This window comes from Mesorhizobium sp. L-8-3, assembly GCF_016756615.1.
Taxonomy (GTDB): Bacteria; Pseudomonadota; Alphaproteobacteria; order Rhizobiales; family Rhizobiaceae.
This window is the reverse complement of record NZ_AP023262.1, coordinates 1,525,723-1,546,294: the sequence shown is the minus strand read 5'-3', so window position 1 is coordinate 1,546,294 and position 20,572 is coordinate 1,525,723. Positions and strand designations below refer to the sequence as shown.

Below are 20,572 nucleotides of genomic sequence, written 5' to 3'. Positions count from 1 at the left end.
TCTCTAGCCTGCGCCCTGCAGGGTCTCGGAGATGTAGCTCTTGACGGCTTGCGCATCGACGGGAAGGACTTTGAACCGTTTCGGCAGGTCTTCCAGGCCGTTGAACCGCCGCGGACGGTTCGGCTCGCGACCCAGAGCTTCCCGGATGGTTTCGGCAAATTTCACCGGCAGCGCGGTCTCGAGCACGATCATCGGCGTTTGCGAATCGGCGTGCTCGCGTGCCACCTTCAGGCCATCGGCCGTGTGCGGATCGATGAGCGTGCCGGAACGCTCCCAAGTGTCACGGATCGTGGCCAGTCGGTCGGCATGGATGCTCCTGCCGCTGCAAAAGCCAAAACGATCCGCGCCCTGGGAGAATGCGGGATCCCCGCTGAGATCGAAGGACCCGCATTGGCGCAGCTGATCACCGAACAGCGATTTCGTCCGCCTCGCGTCGCGGCCGATCAGGTCGAATACGAACCGCTCGAGATTCGACGCCTTGGAAATGTCCATGGACGGGCTCGAGGTCTCGAACGTGTCGGCACGCCCGCGCACGCGATAGACACCGGTGCGGAAGAACTCATCCAGAACATCGTTCTCGTTCGTCGCCACGACGAGACTGGATATCGGAAGTCCCATCATCCGCGCGACATGGCCGGCGCAGACATTGCCGAAATTGCCCGACGGAACGGTGAAGGCGACACGGGTGCCGCCGTTCCTGGCGACTTGAAAGTAGCAGTGGAAGTAATACACCACCTGAGCCATCAGCCGGGCCCAATTGATCGAATTGACGGCTCCGATCCGGTGACGCCGCTTGAAGTCAGCATCGCCGGACACAGCTTTCACGATGTCCTGACAATCGTCGAACACACCTTCGATGGCGAGGTTGTGGATGTTGTCGTCCTGAAGGCTGAACATCTGAGCCTGCTGAAAAGCGCTCATCCGACCATGCGGCGACATCATGAAGACCCGCACACCGTTCTTGCCGCGCATCGCGTATGCGGCCGCGCTCCCCGTGTCGCCGCTGGTGGCGCCAAGAATGTTGAGTTCCTCGCCCCGACGCGCCAGCTCGTACTCGAGCAGATTGCCGAGCAACTGCATCGCCATGTCCTTGAACGCCAGCGTGGGGCCGTTCGACAGCTCCAGAACGTAGACTCCCGTCTCAAGTGGCCGCACGGGTGCTATCTCGCGGGATCCAAAGATCTGCGCCGTGTAGGTCTTTTCACATATCGTCTTCAGGTCCACGGGCGGAATATCGTCGACGTAGAGCGACAGGATTTCGAAGGCAAGGTCCGGGTAGGACAGGCCACTCCAACGGCTCAGCATGATGCCGTCCACCTGCGGGTAGGCCTCGGGCACATACAACCCGCCGTCCGGCGCGAGACCTTCGAGCAGGATCTCGCAAAACGCCTTGCGCTCGGGATGGCCCCGTGTGGATATGTAGTGCATCGGAAACTCTTCCTTGTGGACGCAGCTATGTGGCTATCGTCACGACAGCTTGCGTCGGGCTGACCGACCTTTCGTCTTCTCAGCGCCGGGCGCGCAACCAGGCGATCTTGTCCTGCAGTGCATAACCCTTGATGATCGCGGGCATGAACCAGGCGTTGCCGTTGAAGAACGGCACCGCCGCTGGCGCACGGAAGTCAAAAGCCGAACGTGCCTTGTCGACATGGCCCATGAGCTTGTGCGCCGCGTGCATGCCGACCCAAGGCGCCCAGACGACGCCGGAACCGCAAAAGCCGGACGCATAGAGCAGGCCGTCCTTCTCGAAGATGCGGGGGATCATGTCGCGGTTCATCGCCACGTTTCCAAACCAGCTGTGCGACAGGCGAACGTCTTCCAGTTCCGGGAAGATCTCGACCAGGCCGTTGCGCAGGCGGATCGTTGGTTCCGCTGGATCGCCCGCGCGCGAACTGTCGCGTCCACCCAAGAGGATGCGCTTTCCGTCCGGCGAAGGCCGGTAGTAGAAACCCAGTTGGCGGTTCTCACCCATCATCATCAGCTTCGGCATCAGCCGGGCCATCAGGTCAGGCGACAGTTCCTCCGTCGCGATGATGCGCGCGCGAACCGGCACCAAGCGGCGGCGCAGGAAGGGTGCTGCGTCATCGGTATAGCCGTTGGAGCAAACCAGAACCTGCCGCGCCTGCACCGTGCCGGCCGAAGTCTTGACGCTGAACCCGTTGCCGTCGCGCGTAATCGCGGTGACCGGCGTGTTCGCGTGCACGGTCAGACCCGAGGCCAGCGCCACGCGCAAGAGTTCGGCATGGAACTTGGCCGGATGCAGCCCGCCAATGTCCATGCGCACCGTGCCGCCGCGGTAGAAGTCGGTCCCGATATAGCTTTGCTGCTCGGCATGAGGAACGGCGTAGGACTCGATCCCCAGCACCCTGGCCAGCCTCTCGGCGCCGTGGGCCATGGCGTCGTAATGGTTGTATCCGAGCGCGCCCTTGAAGTTGCCGACCAGCCGGAAGTCGCAGTCGAGCCCCTCGGTCTTGATGAAGTCGTAGAGGAACTCTCGCGCGCGCTTGCCCTCCTGCTCGATGGCGATCGCCTTGTCCTCGCCGAAGCGCCTGGCGATCGTGGCGTAGTCCGGCCGGATCGTGCCGCTGGTCACGCCGCCGTTGCGCGACGAGGCCCCTTCGCCCGGCATCATCGCATCGAAGGCCGCAACCGAACGTCCCTCGCGCGCCAGCGTCATTCCGGCGGAGAGGCCGGCATAGCCCGCGCCGACGATCGCCACATCCAGAGTCTTGGCCAAAGGCTGCGGCGGCAGCGGCCTGACGGGCGCGGCCTCCCACCAGTAGGGCGTGTTCTTGGCAGCGACTTTTGGCTGTTGCACCTGAACAGCTTTCTGCTGCGTGTTGACGATCGACGGTGTGCCGCGCGCGCTGACGAGATCAGACACGATCGTCCCTCACGTCGAGCGCGTCGCGCAGGCCGTCGCCGATGAAGTTGAAGCTGGTCACCGCGATGGTGATGGCCGCTCCGGGAATGATCGCCAGCCACGGGGCGCTCGCCAGATACTGCTGCGCGCCGTTGAGCATGTTGCCCCAACTCGGCAGAGGCGGCTGGATGCCATAGCCGAGAAAGCTGATGTAGGACTCCATGAGAATAGCGCGGGCGACGGTAAGCGTGGCGGCGACGATGATAGGGCCCATGGCGTTGGGGAGTATCTCGCGGAACATGATGTAGGTCCTGCTCAATCCCAGCATCCGTCCAGCCAGCACGAACTCGCGCTCGCGCAGCGAACGCACCTCGGCGTCGACGATGCGGGCGACCTCCATCCAGCTTGTCAGCGCGATGACGACGGTGATCATCGACGCGCTGGGTTTCAGAGCGGCCGCCAGGGCCAACAGCAGGAAGATTGAAGGGAACGACAGGAAGCCGTCGACCGTGCGCATCAGCGATGCGCCGACCCACCCGCCTCGATAGCCCGCGATCACGCCCACGATCGTCCCGACGAGTATCGAGAGCACCATCGCGGAGACACCCACGAGGAGCGACGTCCTGCCGGCCATGAACAATCTTGCCGCGATGTCGCGACCCAAAGGATCGGTGCCCAGATAGTGATCGCCGGTGAAGGGCGGAGCGAAGCGCGCACGCAGATCGATATACAGCGAGTCGTACGGCAGCAGGTGAGGCCCGACGACGCAGGCAAGTGTCAGCAGGCTGATCATCACCAGCCCGAGCAGCGCCAGTCGATGGCCGAGGAAGCGGCGCATGACGCGACTGTCCCACCAATGGCTGTGCTCCGTTACTGCGGCGATGGCGGTCATGTCATGGCCTCCTACTGTTGGCGGCGGGCTAAGCCAGACGGATGCGCGGATCGACCAATGCGACCACGATATCCGCGATGAGATTGCCGGCGATGGTGAGAATGGCCGAGAACATCAGCAGGCCCATTACGACCGGATAGTCGCTGTAGCCGAGGCTATCGAGGAACAGCCTTCCCATCCCCGGCCACGTAAAGACGGTTTCCGTGACCAGCGCCCCCGTCAAGATCGAAGGAAGCTGGACGCCGGCCAAAGTGATCATGGGCAAGAGCGCGTTGCCGACGACGTGCTTCAGGATGACCCGCCGTTCGCTCACGCCCTTGGCGCGGGCGGTCTTCACGAATTCCTGGCTCATCGCGTCAAGGGTGGAGGAACGCATGAAACGACTCCAGATTGCGATGTGCACAAGCGCCAGAACGATCGACGGCATGATGAGGTGGTGCAGGTAGTTCAGAACGGAGCCGTCGCCGATCGTGTACATGTTGCCCGCCGGGAGCCAGCCAAGCTCCAGGGAGAAGACGTAGATGCCGATCAGACCGAACCAGAAGGTCGGGATCGAAAGGGCAACCATCGCGCCAACGGTCGCCAGGTAGTCGAAGGCCGAGTAGCGGCGAGTCGCGCCGCGTATGCCGATCCAGGTTCCGACGGCGATCGCTATGGCGGTGGAGGATCCCATCAGCAGGAAGGTCGCCCAGATGTGCCTGCCGATGACTGTCGTTACCGGATTGCCGTCACGGAACGAAGTTCCCCAGTCCCCCTGCAGCAGCCGCCAGGCCCACTCCAGATACTGAACCCAAAAGGGTCGATTCAGGCCGAGCTGTTCGGCAAGCCGGTCCAAGTCTTCCTGCGTCATTCCCGGATCGAGGGCGTATTGCGACATCGGCCCGCCGGGAATGAGGTTGAGCACGAGAAACCCGATGATCGAAACGATCACCAGCAGCACGATGCTCTGCATGAAGCGGTTGAGCAGGAACGCGGCCATGGTTTCCTCCTTCCGGAACAGGCGGCAAAACGTTGCCGCCGCCCGGAGCAATCAGCCCCGGGCGGCCGACATTCGGTCAGGCCCAGTACCAGCCTGCGGCGTGCCAGGATTCGGTGCGGGTGTTTGCGTTGGCAACGAAACCTTCGATGCCCTTCTTGATTCCGTAGACCGTTGTGTTCGCGAACAACGGAAGGAATGGCAGATCGCGGCGGACGATCTCCTGCACCTTCAGGTAGATTTCGCGCCGCTTCTCCGGATCGAAGGTGCGGCTGCCTTCTTCAAGAAGCGCATCGACCTCGGGGTTGGAGTACTGCGCGTTGTTCGAGCCGTTGCCACCCTTGGCGACGATCGCCTTGCTGTGGAACCGATTGGTAACGTCGGGGTCGGAGCCGATCAGATAGGTGATGCCGACCATCGCGGTGTCGAACTGGGACTGCACCCAGAAATCTCCCCACATCACCGCGGGAGGCAGGTTCTCGATCAGCATCTCGACGCCGATCTCGGCATAGGTCTGCTGAATGAATTGCTGCGCCTGCTCACGCAGATGGGCGCCGGAGGTGGTGGAATTCTTGAAGGAAAGCCGCACTCCATCCTTGGCGCGGATGCCGTCGGCGCCGGGCACCCAGCCGGCATCGTCAAGGAGCTTGCGGGCGCGATCGAGGTTGAACTCATGCTTGGGCAGGTCCGCATTGAAGAAATAGGACTGCGTCGGCATGAATGTCTCGGTTTCGCGCGGCACCCCGTAGTTCAGGGCGTCGATGATCGCCCTGCGGTCGATCGCCGCATACAGGGCCTCGCGGACCGCGGGGTCCTTAAACTGCGGCCGGTCCTGATTGAGGTAGATGGACTCCACCGATGCCTTGGGGACGAGCGTAACGACGCGGTCGGGAAGGTTGCGGGCTTCCTCATAATTGTCTGGAGTGATGTAGGCCTGCCCGACGATGTCGATGTCGCCGCTGCGGAACTGCGTGTACAGCACCGTCATGTCGGGAATGTACTTGAAGATAAGCTGCTCGATGTAGGGGCCATCGCCGAAATAGTCAGGATTGGCGACCAGTTCGAGGCGGTCGCCGGCGATGCGCTGGCCCCATTTGAACGCACCGGTGCCGACCGGAGCCTGATTGAAGGCGGCGGTGTTGGGATCGGCCTCCTTCTCCAGGAGATGCTTCGGGACAATGAACGTCTCCGTCAGGAACGACAGATAGGGCGCGAAGGCCTCCTCCATCCGCCAGGTGATCTCGGTCGGCGAGACGACGGTAACGTCACGGACGAGCGAGTGTCCCGCGGTGCGCCAGGCCTTGAAATCCGGCTTGGTGATGAGTTCGAGCGTGAATTTCACGTCGTCGGCCGTGAAGGGCTTGCCGTCATGCCAGCGGACGTCGTCGCGCAGGCGCACGCGCCATGTCAGGCCGTCTTCCGAAATGCCGCCGTTCTTTTGGGTCGGCACTTCGACTGCAAGGTTGGGCTGGATGACGCCTTTCGGATCGATGCGGAACAGCGCGTCGAACATCGAGAAGTTCACGCCGTCATCGACCTCGATATGCACCATCAGTGGATTGAAGACGGTCGGTTCCTGCGAGAGACCGACGACGACGCGGCCGGTTGGGCTCGCCGGAGGGTTCTGGGCGAAGGCGGGCTTGCCCAGCAGATTTGGTGCGACAAGGCCCGCGGCCCCACCTATCGCCAGCAAGCGCAAAGCATCGCGCCGCGAGTAGTTTGCTTTGGTGTTTGAACGCTCGGTCATTGGAATTCCCCTTGTTCTGGCGGTATCCGCCGTGGCTCTTATCCGTTTGCTGCAACCGGGCGGGTAGCTCCAAGCTGCTCTCCAGGAATCGCCGCCACCAGCTCACGCGTGTAGGCTGATTGCGGGTCGAGGAAGATCTGCGAGGGTGGTCCGCGTTCAACGATCCGCCCTTTCTGCATCACCGCGATTTCGTCGCAGATCTGGCTGGCGACGCGCAGATCGTGGGTGATGAAGATCATCGATACGCCGGTCTCCCGCTGGATCTGGTCCAGCAGCTTCAGGATCTGCGCCTGGATCGACACGTCGAGCGCCGACACGGCCTCGTCGGCGATCAGCAACTTCGGCTTAAACATCAGCGCCCGGGCGATGCCTATGCGCTGGCGCTGCCCGCCGGAAAATTCGTGCGGATAGCGGTCGAAGGCGCCGGCATCGAGCCCAACATGCGCGAGCAGTTGCTTCGCCTCTTCACGTGCTCGTGCATAGGGCGTGCCGTGCGCGACCGGGCCTACAGTCAGGACGTGGCCGATAGTCGAACGCGGATTGAGCGAGGCGAAGGGGTCCTGGAAAATCATCTGAATCCGCGGGCGCAGTTGGCGGAACTCGGCTTCCGAGAGCTTTGCGATATCCTGCCCCTGAAACACTATTCCGCCGCCGTCGCTGTCCAGCAGCTTGATCAGAAGCCGGCCCAGCGACGATTTGCCGGAACCGCTCTCGCCAACGACGCCCAGCGTGCGCCCCGGCAACAGATCGAAAGAAACCTCTTTCACGGCAGGCACGATCCGCTGTGAGCCGAACAGCGCGCTGCCGCTGCGGTAGGTCTTCGCCAGCCCCGCGACCTTCAGGATGGGCTCCCTGTCGGCCACCTGCAGAGGCACGCGATCCTCACCGGTCAGGTGCGGCACAGCGGCGATAAGCCGCTTCGTATAGGGATGGCTGGGCGACTTGAGGACCTGTTGGGCGATGCCCTGCTCGACGATGTGGCCCTTCTCCATCACCACGACGCTGTCGGCGATTTCCGCCACCACCCCGAAGTCATGGGTGATGAACATGACGCTCATTCCCTTGCGGCGCTGAATGTCGCGGATCAGTTCCAGAATTTGTGCCTGGGTGGTCACGTCGAGCGCTGTCGTCGGCTCATCCGCGATCAGGATGGTGGGTTCGAGCGCCAGCGCCATGGCGATCATAACCCGCTGCCGTTGCCCTCCAGAAAGTCGGAACGGATACTGGTGGTACATGAGTTCCGGGTCAGGCAGCCCCACTTCGGTCAGCAGTTCGAGAGCGCGACTGCGGCGGGACTTCGGCGTGCCGACGCCATGCGCCGCCATGACCTCGTCGATCTGTGCTCCCACGGTCATCAGCGGATTGAGCGCCGAGAGCGGGTCCTGAAAGATCATCGACACGACGCGGCCGCGCAGGCTGCGCAGTTTGTCCGACGACATGCCGATGATGTTCATCCCATCCAGTTGGATGGCGCCCGAGGAGACGCGGATCACCCGAGGCAATAGCCCCATGATCGCATTGGCGGTGACAGACTTTCCCGATCCGGATTCGCCGATGATGCACAGGATCTGGCCGCGCATCAGATCGAAAGAGATGTTCTCGACCGCATGGGTCCGTTCCATGCCTTGCGGCAAGGTAACGGTCAGGTCGCGCACCGAAAGCGCCACATCGTGGGGGGCTACAGCCTGGATGCTTGCGACCATCGCGATCACCTCCCTTTTCAACGGAGTGGGTCCACCCTGGCTCGGACCGCATCATCGCCGTTTGAGCGGAAGCACGTCACCCAAGTGGCCATCGTCCGACCATTTCGGCGCTTGCTGCCGTGCGGCTGCGAAAGATGAATCCTATTCATCCTGGCGGCTCCCTTGCCGAGTTTCAGCCCGCAGAGCGGACACTGTTCCCATTTCTTGGAGAACTCTCCGAGGGACAAAGCCCGCCTATCGGAAGTCCTCTGGAGCTTACCCCGCCGTCAGGAAGGGTTGCTCCGTTCTTTCAGCCAGTCTGACTGTTCTGGTTCCGCAGAGTCGCTGAAAAATGGCCCTTGCGCGGCAGGAACTTCTAAAAAAAACTGCCAGATCGGCATTTCACTCTGCACCTGTTTCCAGCGCGGAAGCCCGGGATCAGACCGCCATGTCATTCATCCGGTTAGCACGCGCTGCCTGCATGGCAACGCCATCGAGCGGTTGGTATCAGCGCGCCCCATCGCAATGTCGGCCAGGGATAATCGGACAGAGGCCGACAGCTACGAGCCACGCTCCGAAAAAGTCATGCAGATGACGCGACAGCACGAAGTGTACTCCTGCTTGGGCGGGTGAGTGGGAGCTTTTTCGCGCAACAAATGCCCGTCCTATAGATGGCTAACGGCAGGATGTTCTGTCCAGGCACAAACTTCGCAGCTCGCAGCTGGGGGTACCAACCCTGTCTCGGGAGGCAGAGGCGTCGTCATCGGCGGAGGCGTGGTCGGTGTCTTCACGCACGGCAATGCGGTTGCAGTGCTACCTATCTGGTACTGATTGTGCGGTGACCGCGATGCAGGTTTAGCGGTTGCAGCATGAAACAGTCCGACAGGCTCCCTTCAAGGCTACGGGCGACGTGGCCAAAAAGGGGGGACCGTCTTGTTGCCCCGCGAAAAGCGCCGCCACCCGTCAACCGGCTTTGAAGCGGATATGCGGCCGGCCAGATTGCGTATAGGTGCAGATTTCTGCTTCTACCCGGAAGATGTCGCGCAGAAGGGTTTCGGTCAGCACCGCCTGGGGTAGTCCGCTGGCGACAACGGCTCCGGTATGCAACACGACAATCCGGTCGCAAAACATGGCGGCAAGGTTAAGGTCGTGGAGCGCGACAATGCTGGTCAGGCCGATATTCCGAACCATGCGCAGGATTTCGATCTGGTGGTGAATGTCGAGGTGGTTTGTCGGCTCGTCGAGAAACATGACGCTGGGCGATTGTGCGAGGGCGCGCGCGATATGGACGCGCTGACGTTCGCCGCCTGACAGGGTCTGCCAGGCCTGCGCGCGCCGGTCGACCATGTCGACGCGGGCCAATGCGGCGGACACTGCTGCCTCATCCGCCGCGGACCACCCCGACAGCGCGCTGCGATGCGGTGTTCGGCCCAGCCGCACGACCTCGCGAACGGAAAGGTTCGTATCGGTTGCGGCGTTCTGCTGGACGAAGGCGACCTGCCTGGCGAGGGCGCGGCGCGGCACATGGGCGATGTCCCGCCCGAGGATTTCTACCCGGCCCGATTGCGGCGCCTTCAGCCCGGCGAGTAGCCGTAGAAGCGAGGACTTTCCCGAGCCGTTCGGACCGATCAGGCCCAGCGTCTCGCCTTCGGCCAAGGCCAGCGACACATTGGCCACGATGGTCTTGCGCCGCACGCCCCAGACGAGATTCTGCGCGATCACGGTCATGGCTGCGGCCTTGCGCGATACAGGATTATGGCGAAGAAGGGCACGCCCACAAGCGCGGTCACCACGCCGATGGGGATCGTCTGCTGTTCGGCCACCACGCGCGAGGCTATATCGGCCAGCACCATGAACACTGCCCCCACCGCCGCGCAGGCAGGCAGTAGCCGCAGGTGCATCGGTCCGACGATGTAGCGGGTGGCATGGGGCACCACGAGGCCGACAAAGCCGATCGTGCCCACCATGCTGACGATGGTGGCGGTTACCATCGCGGTGACGCCGAACAGGATCAGCCGGACCCGCGCGACGGGCACGCCGAGGGCGGCGGCATCCTCGTCGCCAAAGGTGAAGGCATCGAGCGACCGCGCCATCAGGAGGCAGATCGCAAGTCCGACGAACACAACCACGATCAGAAGCTGGAAGTCCGGCCAGCGCACGCCACCGAAGCTGCCCAGCAGCCAGAACATCACGTCCCGTGCCTGCTGGGCGTTGCCCGATGTGGTGACGATGTAGGAGGTGATCGCGTTGAACAGCTGCGAGGCGGCGACACCGGCCAGGATCGTGTGGTTGGGTCCGCTCGTCGCCCCGTTCGACAGGATCGCCACGAGGGCAAAGGCCCCGAAGGCTCCCGCAAAGGCGCCCATCGACAGCGACAGGCTGCCCGCCCCGATGCCCAGCACGATCACCGCCACTGCCCCGGTCGAGGCCCCGGCGGAGATGCCCAGAACAAAAGGCTCGGCCAGCGCATTGCGCAACAGAGCCTGGAGGATCGCGCCGCTGATGGCCAGTCCCGCCCCAGCCAGCGCCGCGACAAGGGCGCGGCTCAGCCGCAGGTCCCAGACGACGCTCTGCTCGATGGGTGGAATATCCGCAGCCGTCAGCCCCAACCCGTTGGTCACGGCCAGGAACACCGTCCCAAGACCGATCCGATAATCGCCGATGGCCGCCGCGAGGGCGACAGCGAAGGCGAGTACGATCAGGGCAAGGCCGAGGACCAGGGCGAGCCAGCCTGCCCCGGCCTTATTTTCGTCCGCGATAGTCACTTCAGATCAAACGCCTTGATCTGTTCGGCCAACAGCTCAGCGCCATAAAGCGTGTGGACCGAGGGGTTCATCGCGGCCCCGGTGATCATGGCGATCCGGCCTGCCTTGACCGCTTCCATCTGGCTGACGGCTGGATCGGTGGTGAGGAAAGCGATCTTGTTTGCCGACTCGTCCAGACCCCAACGCTTGCGATCCACCTGCGCGGCGACGATCACCGTGGGATTGGTGGCCATGATGCCTTCCCATCCCAGCGCCGGCCACTCCGCCTCGGTTTTCAAGGCGTTCGAGCCGCCAAGGAGATCGGCAATGTAGGCCGAGGGGCCATTGCCACCGGTCAGATAGGCGTCGTCAGACGGCGATGGCGAAGAGAACCAGAACAGGAAGGTCAGGTCCTCGTTCTTGGCGAACTCCGCGCGCAGTTTGGCCTCGCGCTTCTTGAAATCCGCGATCCGCGCCTGCCCACGATCCTGCACGTCGTAGATCTTCGCGAGATCCTCGATCTCCTGGTAGAGCAGGTCCAGGTTCCACAACTGCTTGCGCAGGCCATAGACGCTGGTCGACTTGCTGTTATTGGCATTTTCGGTATCGGTCACAACGGAGCACGCGGTCGGCGACAGATAGGTCGGGATCCCCAGCTTTTCGAAATCCTCGCGCTTGGCGATCTTGCTGTCCGGGCCCAACAGCGTCACCAGCATTGCCGGGATGAAGTCGGGCTTCTTCGCCAGAATCGCTTCCAGCGTGGGAAACTCGACCGTCAGGACCTCGACCTTGTCGTAGGCCGGCTCGAATCCCGGAAGAACCCGGTTCGGCCAGAAGGCGGTCCCGACCATCTTGTCCTCCAGCCCCAACATGAACAGGATCTCGGCGCTGTTGTGGCCAAGCGCAACTGCGCGTTCGGGCGCCTTGGTGAAAGTGACGTGCTGGCCGCAGTTCTCGATCGTCAGGGGGTAGGTCGTCGCCTCAGCCAGTGCGGCCGAGCAAGAGAGGACGGCGGCAACGCCGGTCGCGGCGAAGGCGGTTCTGGTCAACATGGGAGGCTTCCATTTGTAGAGTAAGAAAGTCAGGTTTCCCTAGCCGAGCACCGGAGGGACTTCAAGAGAGTCTCAGTCAACAACTTTCTCTCATCGAGAGGCGTGTGGGCGGTCCCGCAGCCGCCGCCTGGCTGGGGGTAATGGCCGGGCTTTTCGCGCAACAATTGCCCGTCCTATAGGCGTCCAACGGCAGGATATTCTGTCCAAGCACAAACTCCGCAGCCTGCTTCTGGGGGTAGCAGACTAGGATGGTTCAAAATACCGGAGCTCAGTCCATGCCCGCGCCGCTCATGCACATCGAGTCCAGCCCATCCCTGCCTCGCGAGGCAGACGTCGTCGTCATCGGCGGCGGCGTGGTGGGCGTGTTTACGGCGTATTATCTCGCGCGCCGCGGCGTCAGCGTAGCCCTGCTGGAGAAGGGACGCGTGGCCGCCGAGCAGTCCAGCCGCAATTGGGGTTGGTGCCGCCAGCAAAACCGCGACGCGCGCGAACTATCCATGGCGACGAAGAGCCTCGATCTCTGGGAGAAGGTGGCGCAGGAGACAGGTGAGGACACGGGTTTTCGCCGCTGCGGACTCTTTTATCTCTCGCAGGATGAGAGCGAGCTGGCCGGCTGGGCGAAGTGGCGCGACTTCGCGAAGACGGTCGGCGTCACCACGCACATGTTAACTGCGGAGGAAGCGACCGAACGGGGCAAGGCGACCGGGCGCCCGTGGAAAGGCGGAGTGCTCTCGCCTACCGACGGAACCGCCGACACTTCGCGGGCAGTGCCCGTCGCCGCACGCGGAATCATGGCCGCCGGCGGCAGCGTGCACCAGCAATGCGCCGCGCGGACCATTGAGCTTAGTGCAGGCCGGGTCAGCGGTGTGGTGACTGAAGCGGGGACAATCCGCACCAAGGCCGTCGTCATGGCCGGCGGCGCATGGGCTTCCTCCTTCTGCCACCAGCTCGGCATTCGCTTCCCGCAAGCTTCCGTGCGCTCTTCGATACTGGCAACCGCACCCGGAGTGGAGTGTTTGCCCGCCGCCCTCTATACCTCCGGGATCGCGTTTACGCGCCGCGGCAACGGCGGATACACGCTGGCGATCAGCGGGCGGGCGCGCGTCGACCCGACACCGCAACAGTTGCGGTTTTCACAAGAATTCGTGCCCATGTTTGCCCGCCGCTGGCGCAGTTTGAAACCCGGCGGCCTTGAGGGCTGGCGGCAGGGTCATGAAACGCTTGCCCAGTGGGGGCCTGAACAGGTGACACCCATGGAACGGACCCGGATACTCGATCCGCGGCCGGACTTGCGTCAGATCAATCTCACCTATCGGCGCGCCTGCGAGCTGATCCCCGAGTTTCGACGCGTTACCATCGCCGATGCATGGGCCGGCTACATCGACAGCACGCCCGACGGCATCCCGGTCATCGGTGAGGTCGAAGGCGTTCCAGGCTTCATATTGGCCGCCGGCTTCAGCGGTCATGGCTTCGGGATCGGTCCAGGCGCCGGGCACTTGATTGCCGACATCATCACAGGCTGCGAACCGATCGTCGATCCGCGTCCGTACCGGCCAGAGCGCCTGAAGACCGCTGCATGGGGCAAGGTCGCCGAATTTTGACAAGAGTGAGTTGGTGCCACGGCGCGCAACTGATGGTGATTGGCGCCAACGCGGGAGAATAATGTTGTCGTCATTATCGGGTGACGAGATTGCAAATAGAGGAGCTTCCCAAGCCGGCCGCAAGGTCGGGCCAAGTCTTGTTGCGTTGGCAGCGATGCTTTGGGGGACGGCTGGCATCGCGTCCAAGATGCTCTACGGCATCGACGATGTTCCGCCACTCGTTGTCGGGTTCCTCCGCCTCGCCTTGGCCGTTCCTCCTCTGGTGGTCTGGTGCTGGTTGAGGCTCGGTGTAGCGACTTTCCATTTTCCCGGCCGTGATCTTCTCCTCGTCCTTGCTCTTGGAGGCTCGATAGCGGTCTACCAAGTGTTCTTCTTCGCCGCAGTACCTGAAATCGGTGCTGCTCTGGCAGCCCTGATCACGATTTGCTCGGGTCCGCTACTGGTCGGCCTGGGGGCAGTATCTCTTCTCGGCGAGACTGTCACCCGTCGCCTTGGAGTGGCACTAAGCCTCGGTTTGATCGGAGCAGGTCTGCTTGTCGGTTTGCCTTCCGACGAAGGCAACATGACCGGCATGCTCTACGCGGCCATCGCGGCCTTGGCCTATGCCGCATTCGTCCTGGTCAGCCGGAGTCTGGCGAAACACGATCCGGGCAAAATCATTGTCGTGGGGTTCGGAAGCGGCGCCATCATCGTTGCGCCATTTGCATTCGCTTCCGGCGCCGATGCCTTCGCTTGGTCGGCATCGGGATGGGCTATCCTCCTCTATATCGGGTTCGTGCCGACTGCCCTCGCCTACCTGTTCTATTTTCGAGGAATACGCAGCACGCCGGCGACGTCCGCTAGTGTTCTTGCCCTTGTCGAGCCTCTGGCAGCGACTACGCTCGCCGTTGCGATCTTTGGCGAAACGCTGAGTTTTGCCGCGATAATCGGCGCCGCCTTCCTCGTGACAGCGATGGTGATTCTTCTCCGTCGCGGATCGCCCTCACGTAGCGTGCCTACTTCAGAGACCACGGAGTCGTCTTTATGCGCGAATACAACATAGCCGCCATCCCAGCCGATGGGATCGGCACGGAAGTCATAGCTGCCGGCCTCCAGGTACTCGAGGCACTCGAGCAACGCTGCGGCGACTTCAAGCTTCGCGTCGAGCACTTCGACTGGGGCTCGGACTACTACAAGACCCGCGGCCGCATGATGCCCGAAGACGGGGTGGCGCAACTGAAAAGTTTTGATGCGATTTTCTTCGGCGCCGTCGGCGCTCCGGATGTGCCCGACGACATCACGCTCTGGGGTTTGAGGCTGCCGATCTGCCAGGGCTTCGACCAATACGCGAATGTGCGGCCGACCAGGATCCTGCCTGGGATTTCCTCGCCGCTCGCCGGCGTCGGCCCCGGCGATCTGGATTGGGTGATCGTACGCGAGAATTCCGAGGGGGAATACTCCGGCCACGGCGGGCGAGCTCACCGGGGCCTACCTGAGGAGGTCGGGACCGAGGTCGCAATCTTCACCCGCGCCGGTGTCACGCGCATCATGCGCTACGCGTTCCGGCTCGCCCAGTTGCGGCCGCGAAAGCTCTTGACCGTCGTCACCAAATCGAACGCCCAACGACACGGCATGGTAATGTGGGACGAAATCGCCGCCGAGGTGGCGCGGGAGTTCCCCGATGTCGCGTGGGACAAGATGTTGGTTGATGCTATGACAGTGCGCATGGCACTTAAGCCGCAGAGCCTCGATACTATCGTCGCTACCAATCTCCACGCGGATATTCTGTCCGACCTTGCCGGCGCCCTTGCGGGCAGCCTCGGCGTGGCGCCGACAGCCAATATTGATCCCGAGCGGCGTTATCCCTCGATGTTCGAGCCCATCCATGGCTCTGCATTCGATATTGCCGGCACTGCGATTGCCAATCCTATCGCCACATTCTGGACCGCCGCCCAGATGCTAGAGCACCTGGGCGAGGATGAAGCAGCCGCCCGATTGATGCGGGCCGTGGAAGCCGTGACGGCCGAAGGAGTGCTGACGCCGGACGTGGGCGGCGATGCCACCACGCAGGAGGTGACCGATGCTGTGTGCCGGGCGATCCACGGCTCGAACGTTTGAGGTCTCCGATGAAGCTCGACAATATCGATATTAAGATCCTGGCGGAATTGCAGAAGAACGGTCGCATATCCAACGTAGAACTCGCCGACCTGGTGCATCTATCACCAAGCCCTTGTCTGATGCGGGTCAAGAAGCTTCAGGCCGAAGGCTTCATCACTGGCTACTCCGCCCAGATCGATGTCTCGAAGCTTGGGCAAACCCTGACAGTTTTCACCGAGATCACGCTCAGGAACCATCGCCAGAACGACTTCGCGCGGTTTCTCACGACGGTCGAGAAGATCGATTCCGTCATCGAATGCCATCTGGTCTCCGGCGGCTACGATTATCTCGTCAAGTTCATCACGGCGGGAATAACCGAGTATCAGACAATCATGGAACGCTTGCTCGAAATGGATATCGGGATCGACAAGTACTTCAGCTTTGTCGTTCTGAAGTCGCCCATCGTGAAGTCTCACCTTCCGCTCGACGCCATATTCGACCAAAGAGGAAGCGGCTGATCGCTCTTGATGCGATAGCTTCGGTAGGCCTCGGCTGAGCTAGCTGGCATGTAGCGCGGGGTTTAGACTTCCCCAGGACCTGTTGCGTGGAATCGCCTCTACTGCGCCGCTCTGGGAATGGCGCCGGAAGAGAATGTTTGGCTTACCGGATAGCGCGACGGCTTTTACGACTTCCCCCGAAACCTGCCGAACGAGAGTGCCTGCCGTCACGTAGCAACCGGCCTCAACCACGCAGTCGTCACCAAGCGCGATACCTGTGCCGGAATTGGCTCCGAGCAAGCAGCGCTTCCCAATAGACACGACCTGCTTGCCGCCACCGGAAAGTGTGCCCATGATCGACGCCCCGCCGCCGATATCCGTGCCATCGCCGACTACAACGCCCGCGCTGATCCGTCCCTCCACCATTGAAGAACCGAGAGTTCCAGCATTGAAGTTGCAGAAACCCTCATGAAGTACAGTTGTTCCTCGCCCCAGATAGGCACCTAGTCGAACACGGCTCGCATCGGCGATCCGGACGCCCTCCGGCACGACGTAGTCAGTCATGCGTGGCAATTTGTCGATACTACGCACCTCCAAAGTGGCGGAGGATGAGCGAGTTGCCCAGCGCAGTTCTTCAATTTGCTCAGGCAGGCATGGTCCAAAGGATGTCCATGCAACATTTGCCAGCAAGCCAAATATCCCCTCCAGATTGGCTCCATGGGGCCGGATCAGACGATGACTTAGCAGATGAAGGCGCAGATAGACATCATGGGGATCACGTGGAGGTTGAGCCAAATCCTCAATGACAGTCTTGACCGGGATCACAGAGACCGCACGGCGCGGATCGGAAAGAAAACAACCCGCCGCACTCGAGCCGAACGCGACGTTGGCCTGTTCAGCCGTCAAAACGAGTGACGTCGATGGACCAGATGGCTTGCCAAGTCGGGGTTTCGGGAACCAGGTGTCGAGGACCATGCCATTATCCGCAACTGTAGCCAGACCGTACCCGTCGGCGCTCGTCACTTCTAAACTGGCCACTCTCGCGTCACCTGGATATCTACGCCCCATCGCGGGCTACATTCGAGTTTAGCAGTGCGGTCGATGCATTTCACCTGCCGCCGACGTATTACCGAAGCCACAAGATCTACTCTAGCGGCACATGCAGCATTTCACCCTTTCATCGCCGCCCGCACGTCCTTGTCTTCAAGCGTCTGATCGAGCGTCAAACGGGTGCGTTCGATAATTCCGTCAATCTCTTCGTCAGTGCAGCAGAGCGGCGGGGCGTAGCCCAGGACGCCATTGCCGAAAGCGCGGATCACGAGGCCGTTCTGCCATGCGCGGTCAAAGTTGCGGCGCGCGGGATCGGCTTCCGGAGGCAAGGGCGTCTTGCGCTCCTTGTCGGTCACCAGTTCGACCGCTGCCAGCATGCCGCGACCACGTACGTCGCCGACCAGCGGGTGATTGGCAAGCGAGCGCAGGCCTTCCATAAGGCGCTTTCCGGCCTTTCGCCCGTTCTCCAGCAGGCCCTCCTCGTAGAGGCGCAGGCATTCGAGTGCGACCGCTGCGCTCACGGGATGGGCGGAATAGGTGTAACCATGGCCGACCAGCGCCCTGCCGGCACCATCCGCGATCGTGTTGTAAACGTGATCGGACATGAAAACGGCGCCCATCGGCGCATAGCCCGAGGTCAGGCCCTTCGCCGTGGTCATGAGGTCGGGGACGACGTCGTCCTCTTCACACGCGAAGAGCGGACCAGTCCGCCCGAAGCCGGTGATGACCTCGTCGACAACGAAAAGGACGTCGTTCTCCTTGCAGACGGCGCGCATGGCCTTCAACCAGCCCGCCGGCGGAACGAGCACACCGCCCGATCCCTGGATCGGCTCCACATAGAATGCGGCGACGCGGTCGACGCCGATTTCAGAGATCCTGGCCCGCAGGGCGGCGACCGACGCATCGATGATCGCCTGCGGATCGGGACCGACTGGATTGCGATATGGATAGTGGGACGGAATCTTGTGCTGCCAGTCGTAAGGGACGCCGAAGCCGGCGTGAAAGACTGGAAGCGCGGTCAGGCCGGATCCTGCCGTCGACGATCCATGGTAGCCGTATTCGACCGAAATGAACTGGTCTTTCCACGGCGTTCCCATGGCATGATGGTAGTAGCGGATGAACCGGATGGTGCTGTCGACCGCATCGGAGCCGCCGAGCGTGAAGTAGATATGATTGAGATCGCCCGGCGCCAGCTCGGCAAGCCTCGCGGCGAGGCGAATGGCCGGCTCTGATCCCAGCCCGAAATAGCCAGTCGCGTAGGGCAGCTCGCGCAACTGCTTTAATGCCGCCTCGACGATGCTCTCCTGTCCGTAGCCGGCGTTTACGCACCACAGGCCAGCAAACCCGTCGAGCAGGCTGTGCCCCGTCGCGTCGGTCAGCGTCACGCCCGTGGCCGACTTCAGCACTCGCACGCCCATTGCCTCATGGCTGCGATAGGACGCCACCGGGTGAACCAGGTGCGCGCGATCGAGTTCGATCAGCGAATTCGCAAGCATTTCTTCCTCCAAATCAACCGAGTGCCTGACTGACGAGCGCGTAGGTCCGGCGAGGCGCAGCGCCCTTGTCTTTCCGGCCATCCGCGACGTGCCGCTTCGGCCATGCTGTAATTTCCGCCCCGTGTGCTCAGGTGCCTACGTTAGGCCATCAAGGACAGCAGTTCCTCCCGACTGGGGGCCTTGCTCCGTCCGTTTTCGCTATCCTTCACCGATTGCGCCGCATCTTCTGCCGCAGCAGGACGACCGGCCGCCACGTTGCAAGCGCTCGCGTCAGAGACGAGTGAAAGACCGGCGCAACGCTCTGCTAAACACGCTATGCAATGAGGTTAGCTCCGTGGTCGGGGGCGGTTCGAAAACGGCCACGTTTTCGCTCCAGGATCGCCCTTGCGCCTTCAGACGTTGGCTTGAGCTAGTTCAGACCGCCGACGTGCAGTGTCTTGGCTTCGAGATACTCCTCGATCCCGAGTTGCGAGCCCTCGCGCCCCAGGCCTGACTGCTTTACCCCCCCGAAAGGTGCGACTTCGGTCGAGATCAGGCCCGTGTTGAGACCAATCATGCCGAACTCCAGCGCTTCCGCGACGCGCCACGACCGCTTGAGATTCTCGGTGAAGAAATAGGCGGAAAGACCGAACGGCGTGCCGTTGGCGATCGCGATCGCTTCCTCTTCTGTCTCGAAACGGAAGAGCGGTGCCACGGGACCGAAGGTCTCTTCGGACGCCAGAAGCATCTCGGTCGTCGCCTCGCCCAGAACGACGGGCCGCGCATATTGCGAGCCCTCGGCAACCGCCTCGCTCCGGGCGATGATCCGCGCGCCCTTGTCCAACGCGTCGGCAACGTGACGTTCGATTTTCTCGATTGCGGCGCGGTTGATCATCGGTCCGACCTCCACGCCGGCCTCCGTTCCGCGGCCAACCTTCATCGTGGTGACCCTGTCGGCGAGCTTTGCGGCAAACGCGTCATAGATGCCCGACTGCACAAGAATGCGGTTGGCGCAGACGCAGGTCTGGCCGCCATTGCGGAACTTCGACGCGATTGCGGCGTCCACCGCCACGTCGAGATCGGCGTCATCGAAGACGATGAACGGGGCATTGCCGCCGAGTTCAAGGCTGAGCCGCTTGATGCTGTCGGCAGCGCCCTTCATCAGCAGCGCGCCAACCCGGGTCGAGCCGGTAAACGAGATCTTGCGCACCGTCTCATTGGCCATCAGTTCGTTGCCGATCTCGGTCGGCATGCCGGTGACGATGTTGATCACACCTGCCGGGATGCCGGCCCGTTCGGCCAGAACGCCGAGCGCCAGCGCCGAGAAGGGCGTGAACTCCGACGGCTTGATGACGACTGTGCAGCCGGCCGCCAGAGCGGGCGCCACCTTGCGCGTAATCATCGCGTTCGGGAAGTTCCACGGCGTGATGATGGCGCAGACCCCGACCGCCTCCTTCAACACCAGAATGCGGCGATCGGCCGTGGGCGACGGAATGGTCGATCCGCCGATCCGCCGTGCTTCCTCGGCGAACCATTTGACAAATGACGCGCCATAACGGATCTCGGCGCGCGCTTCACCCAGAGGCTTGCCTTGTTCCAACGTCAGGAGAAGCGCGAGATCCTCTTCGTTCTCCAGCATCAGGTCGTGCCAGCGTTCGAGAAGTGCGGCACGTTCCGCGTGGGTGCGCACCTTCCAGCCCTTGAACGCCTCGGCGGCCGCGTCGATGGCAGCACGGGTCTCGTCCCGGCCCATGTCGGGGATCGTGCCCAGCACTTCAAGACTGGCAGGATCGATCACGTCGACCGCCGCCTTGCTGTGAGCATGTTGCCAGACGTCGCCTATCAATGCGCGCTGGCGGAACAGGTCCGCATCCTTCAGGACGCCAATGTTCGTCATCGCATTCATGGTCTTTTCCT

The 20,572-nt window shown here is 62.4% G+C and carries 16 protein-coding genes; 4 read left to right on the top strand and 12 right to left on the bottom strand.

Translation table 11 applies throughout. The features are described 5' to 3' along the window. Positions 1–3 precede the first annotated feature (3 nt). The 9 genes from thrC to JN302_RS07115 form a co-directional block, all read right to left on the bottom strand. Entirely contained in the window at positions 4–1,428 is a 1,425-nt protein-coding gene (thrC, locus tag JN302_RS07155; RefSeq protein WP_202332446.1) for a threonine synthase, read from the bottom strand. Between the two features lie 79 nt (positions 1,429–1,507). Beyond that, entirely contained in the window at positions 1,508–2,818 is a 1,311-nt protein-coding gene (locus JN302_RS07150) for an NAD(P)/FAD-dependent oxidoreductase (RefSeq protein ID WP_202315022.1), read from the bottom strand. A 58-nt stretch (positions 2,819–2,876) separates the two neighbouring features. After that, positions 2,877–3,755, bottom strand: coding sequence for an ABC transporter permease (locus JN302_RS07145; RefSeq protein WP_202306119.1), 879 nt, complete (start codon positions 3,753–3,755; stop codon positions 2,877–2,879). 28 nt (positions 3,756–3,783) lie between these two features. Next, positions 3,784–4,734 carry an ABC transporter permease gene (locus JN302_RS07140; protein WP_202306122.1) on the bottom strand — a complete coding sequence of 317 codons (951 nt, stop codon included), beginning with the start codon at positions 4,732–4,734 and terminating at the stop codon, positions 3,784–3,786. Between the two features lie 76 nt (positions 4,735–4,810). Continuing rightward, the gene (locus JN302_RS07135; protein WP_202306124.1) at positions 4,811–6,478 is read right to left on the bottom strand and encodes a peptide ABC transporter substrate-binding protein; all 1,668 of its coding nucleotides are present in this window, start codon (positions 6,476–6,478) and stop codon (positions 4,811–4,813) included. A gap of 38 nt (positions 6,479–6,516) precedes the next feature. Beyond that, positions 6,517–8,181 (bottom strand): ABC transporter ATP-binding protein, encoded by a 1,665-nt coding sequence (locus tag JN302_RS07130; protein ID WP_202332445.1) that lies wholly within the window; start codon positions 8,179–8,181, stop codon positions 6,517–6,519. Between the two features lie 942 nt (positions 8,182–9,123). After that, the gene (locus tag JN302_RS07125) at positions 9,124–9,888 is read right to left on the bottom strand and encodes an ABC transporter ATP-binding protein (protein WP_202306128.1); all 765 of its coding nucleotides are present in this window, start codon (positions 9,886–9,888) and stop codon (positions 9,124–9,126) included. Further along, the gene (locus JN302_RS07120; protein ID WP_446720741.1) at positions 9,885–10,880 is read right to left on the bottom strand and encodes a FecCD family ABC transporter permease; all 996 of its coding nucleotides are present in this window, start codon (positions 10,878–10,880) and stop codon (positions 9,885–9,887) included. The genes JN302_RS07125 and JN302_RS07120 overlap by 4 nt, the downstream gene beginning before the upstream one ends. A gap of 41 nt (positions 10,881–10,921) precedes the next feature. Then, positions 10,922–11,956, bottom strand: a complete 1,035-nt coding sequence (locus tag JN302_RS07115) for an ABC transporter substrate-binding protein (RefSeq protein WP_446720714.1) — start codon at positions 11,954–11,956, stop codon at positions 10,922–10,924. A gap of 275 nt (positions 11,957–12,231) precedes the next feature. Here JN302_RS07115 and JN302_RS07110 point away from each other — a divergent pair, with 275 nt between their 5' ends. The 4 genes from JN302_RS07110 (at position 12,232) to JN302_RS07095 (ending at position 16,151) form a co-directional block, all read left to right on the top strand. Then, complete coding sequence (locus JN302_RS07110) at positions 12,232–13,557, top strand: NAD(P)/FAD-dependent oxidoreductase (protein WP_202315026.1); 1,326 nt, start codon at positions 12,232–12,234, stop codon at positions 13,555–13,557. Between the two features lie 64 nt (positions 13,558–13,621). Beyond that, complete coding sequence (locus JN302_RS07105) at positions 13,622–14,599, top strand: DMT family transporter (protein WP_210382589.1); 978 nt, start codon at positions 13,622–13,624, stop codon at positions 14,597–14,599. After that, positions 14,581–15,654 (top strand): tartrate dehydrogenase, encoded by a 1,074-nt coding sequence (locus JN302_RS07100; protein ID WP_202306131.1) that lies wholly within the window; start codon positions 14,581–14,583, stop codon positions 15,652–15,654. Before JN302_RS07105 ends, JN302_RS07100 begins: the two co-directional genes overlap by 19 nt. 8 nt (positions 15,655–15,662) lie before the next feature. After that, entirely contained in the window at positions 15,663–16,151 is a 489-nt protein-coding gene (locus tag JN302_RS07095) for an Lrp/AsnC family transcriptional regulator (RefSeq protein ID WP_202306132.1), read from the top strand. 39 nt (positions 16,152–16,190) lie between these two features. Here JN302_RS07095 and dapD read toward each other — a convergent pair whose 3' ends face one another. The 3 genes from dapD to JN302_RS07080 form a co-directional block, all read right to left on the bottom strand. Further along, positions 16,191–17,198: a 2,3,4,5-tetrahydropyridine-2,6-dicarboxylate N-succinyltransferase gene (gene dapD / locus JN302_RS07090; protein ID WP_202306133.1), complete on the bottom strand. Its 1,008-nt coding sequence runs from the start codon at positions 17,196–17,198 to the stop codon at positions 16,191–16,193. A gap of 101 nt (positions 17,199–17,299) precedes the next feature. Next, the gene (locus JN302_RS07085) at positions 17,300–18,676 is read right to left on the bottom strand and encodes an aspartate aminotransferase family protein (RefSeq protein WP_202306134.1); all 1,377 of its coding nucleotides are present in this window, start codon (positions 18,674–18,676) and stop codon (positions 17,300–17,302) included. A gap of 409 nt (positions 18,677–19,085) precedes the next feature. Beyond that, positions 19,086–20,561, bottom strand: coding sequence for an NAD-dependent succinate-semialdehyde dehydrogenase (locus tag JN302_RS07080; protein ID WP_202306136.1), 1,476 nt, complete (start codon positions 20,559–20,561; stop codon positions 19,086–19,088). Between the last annotated feature and the right edge of the window lie 11 nt (positions 20,562–20,572).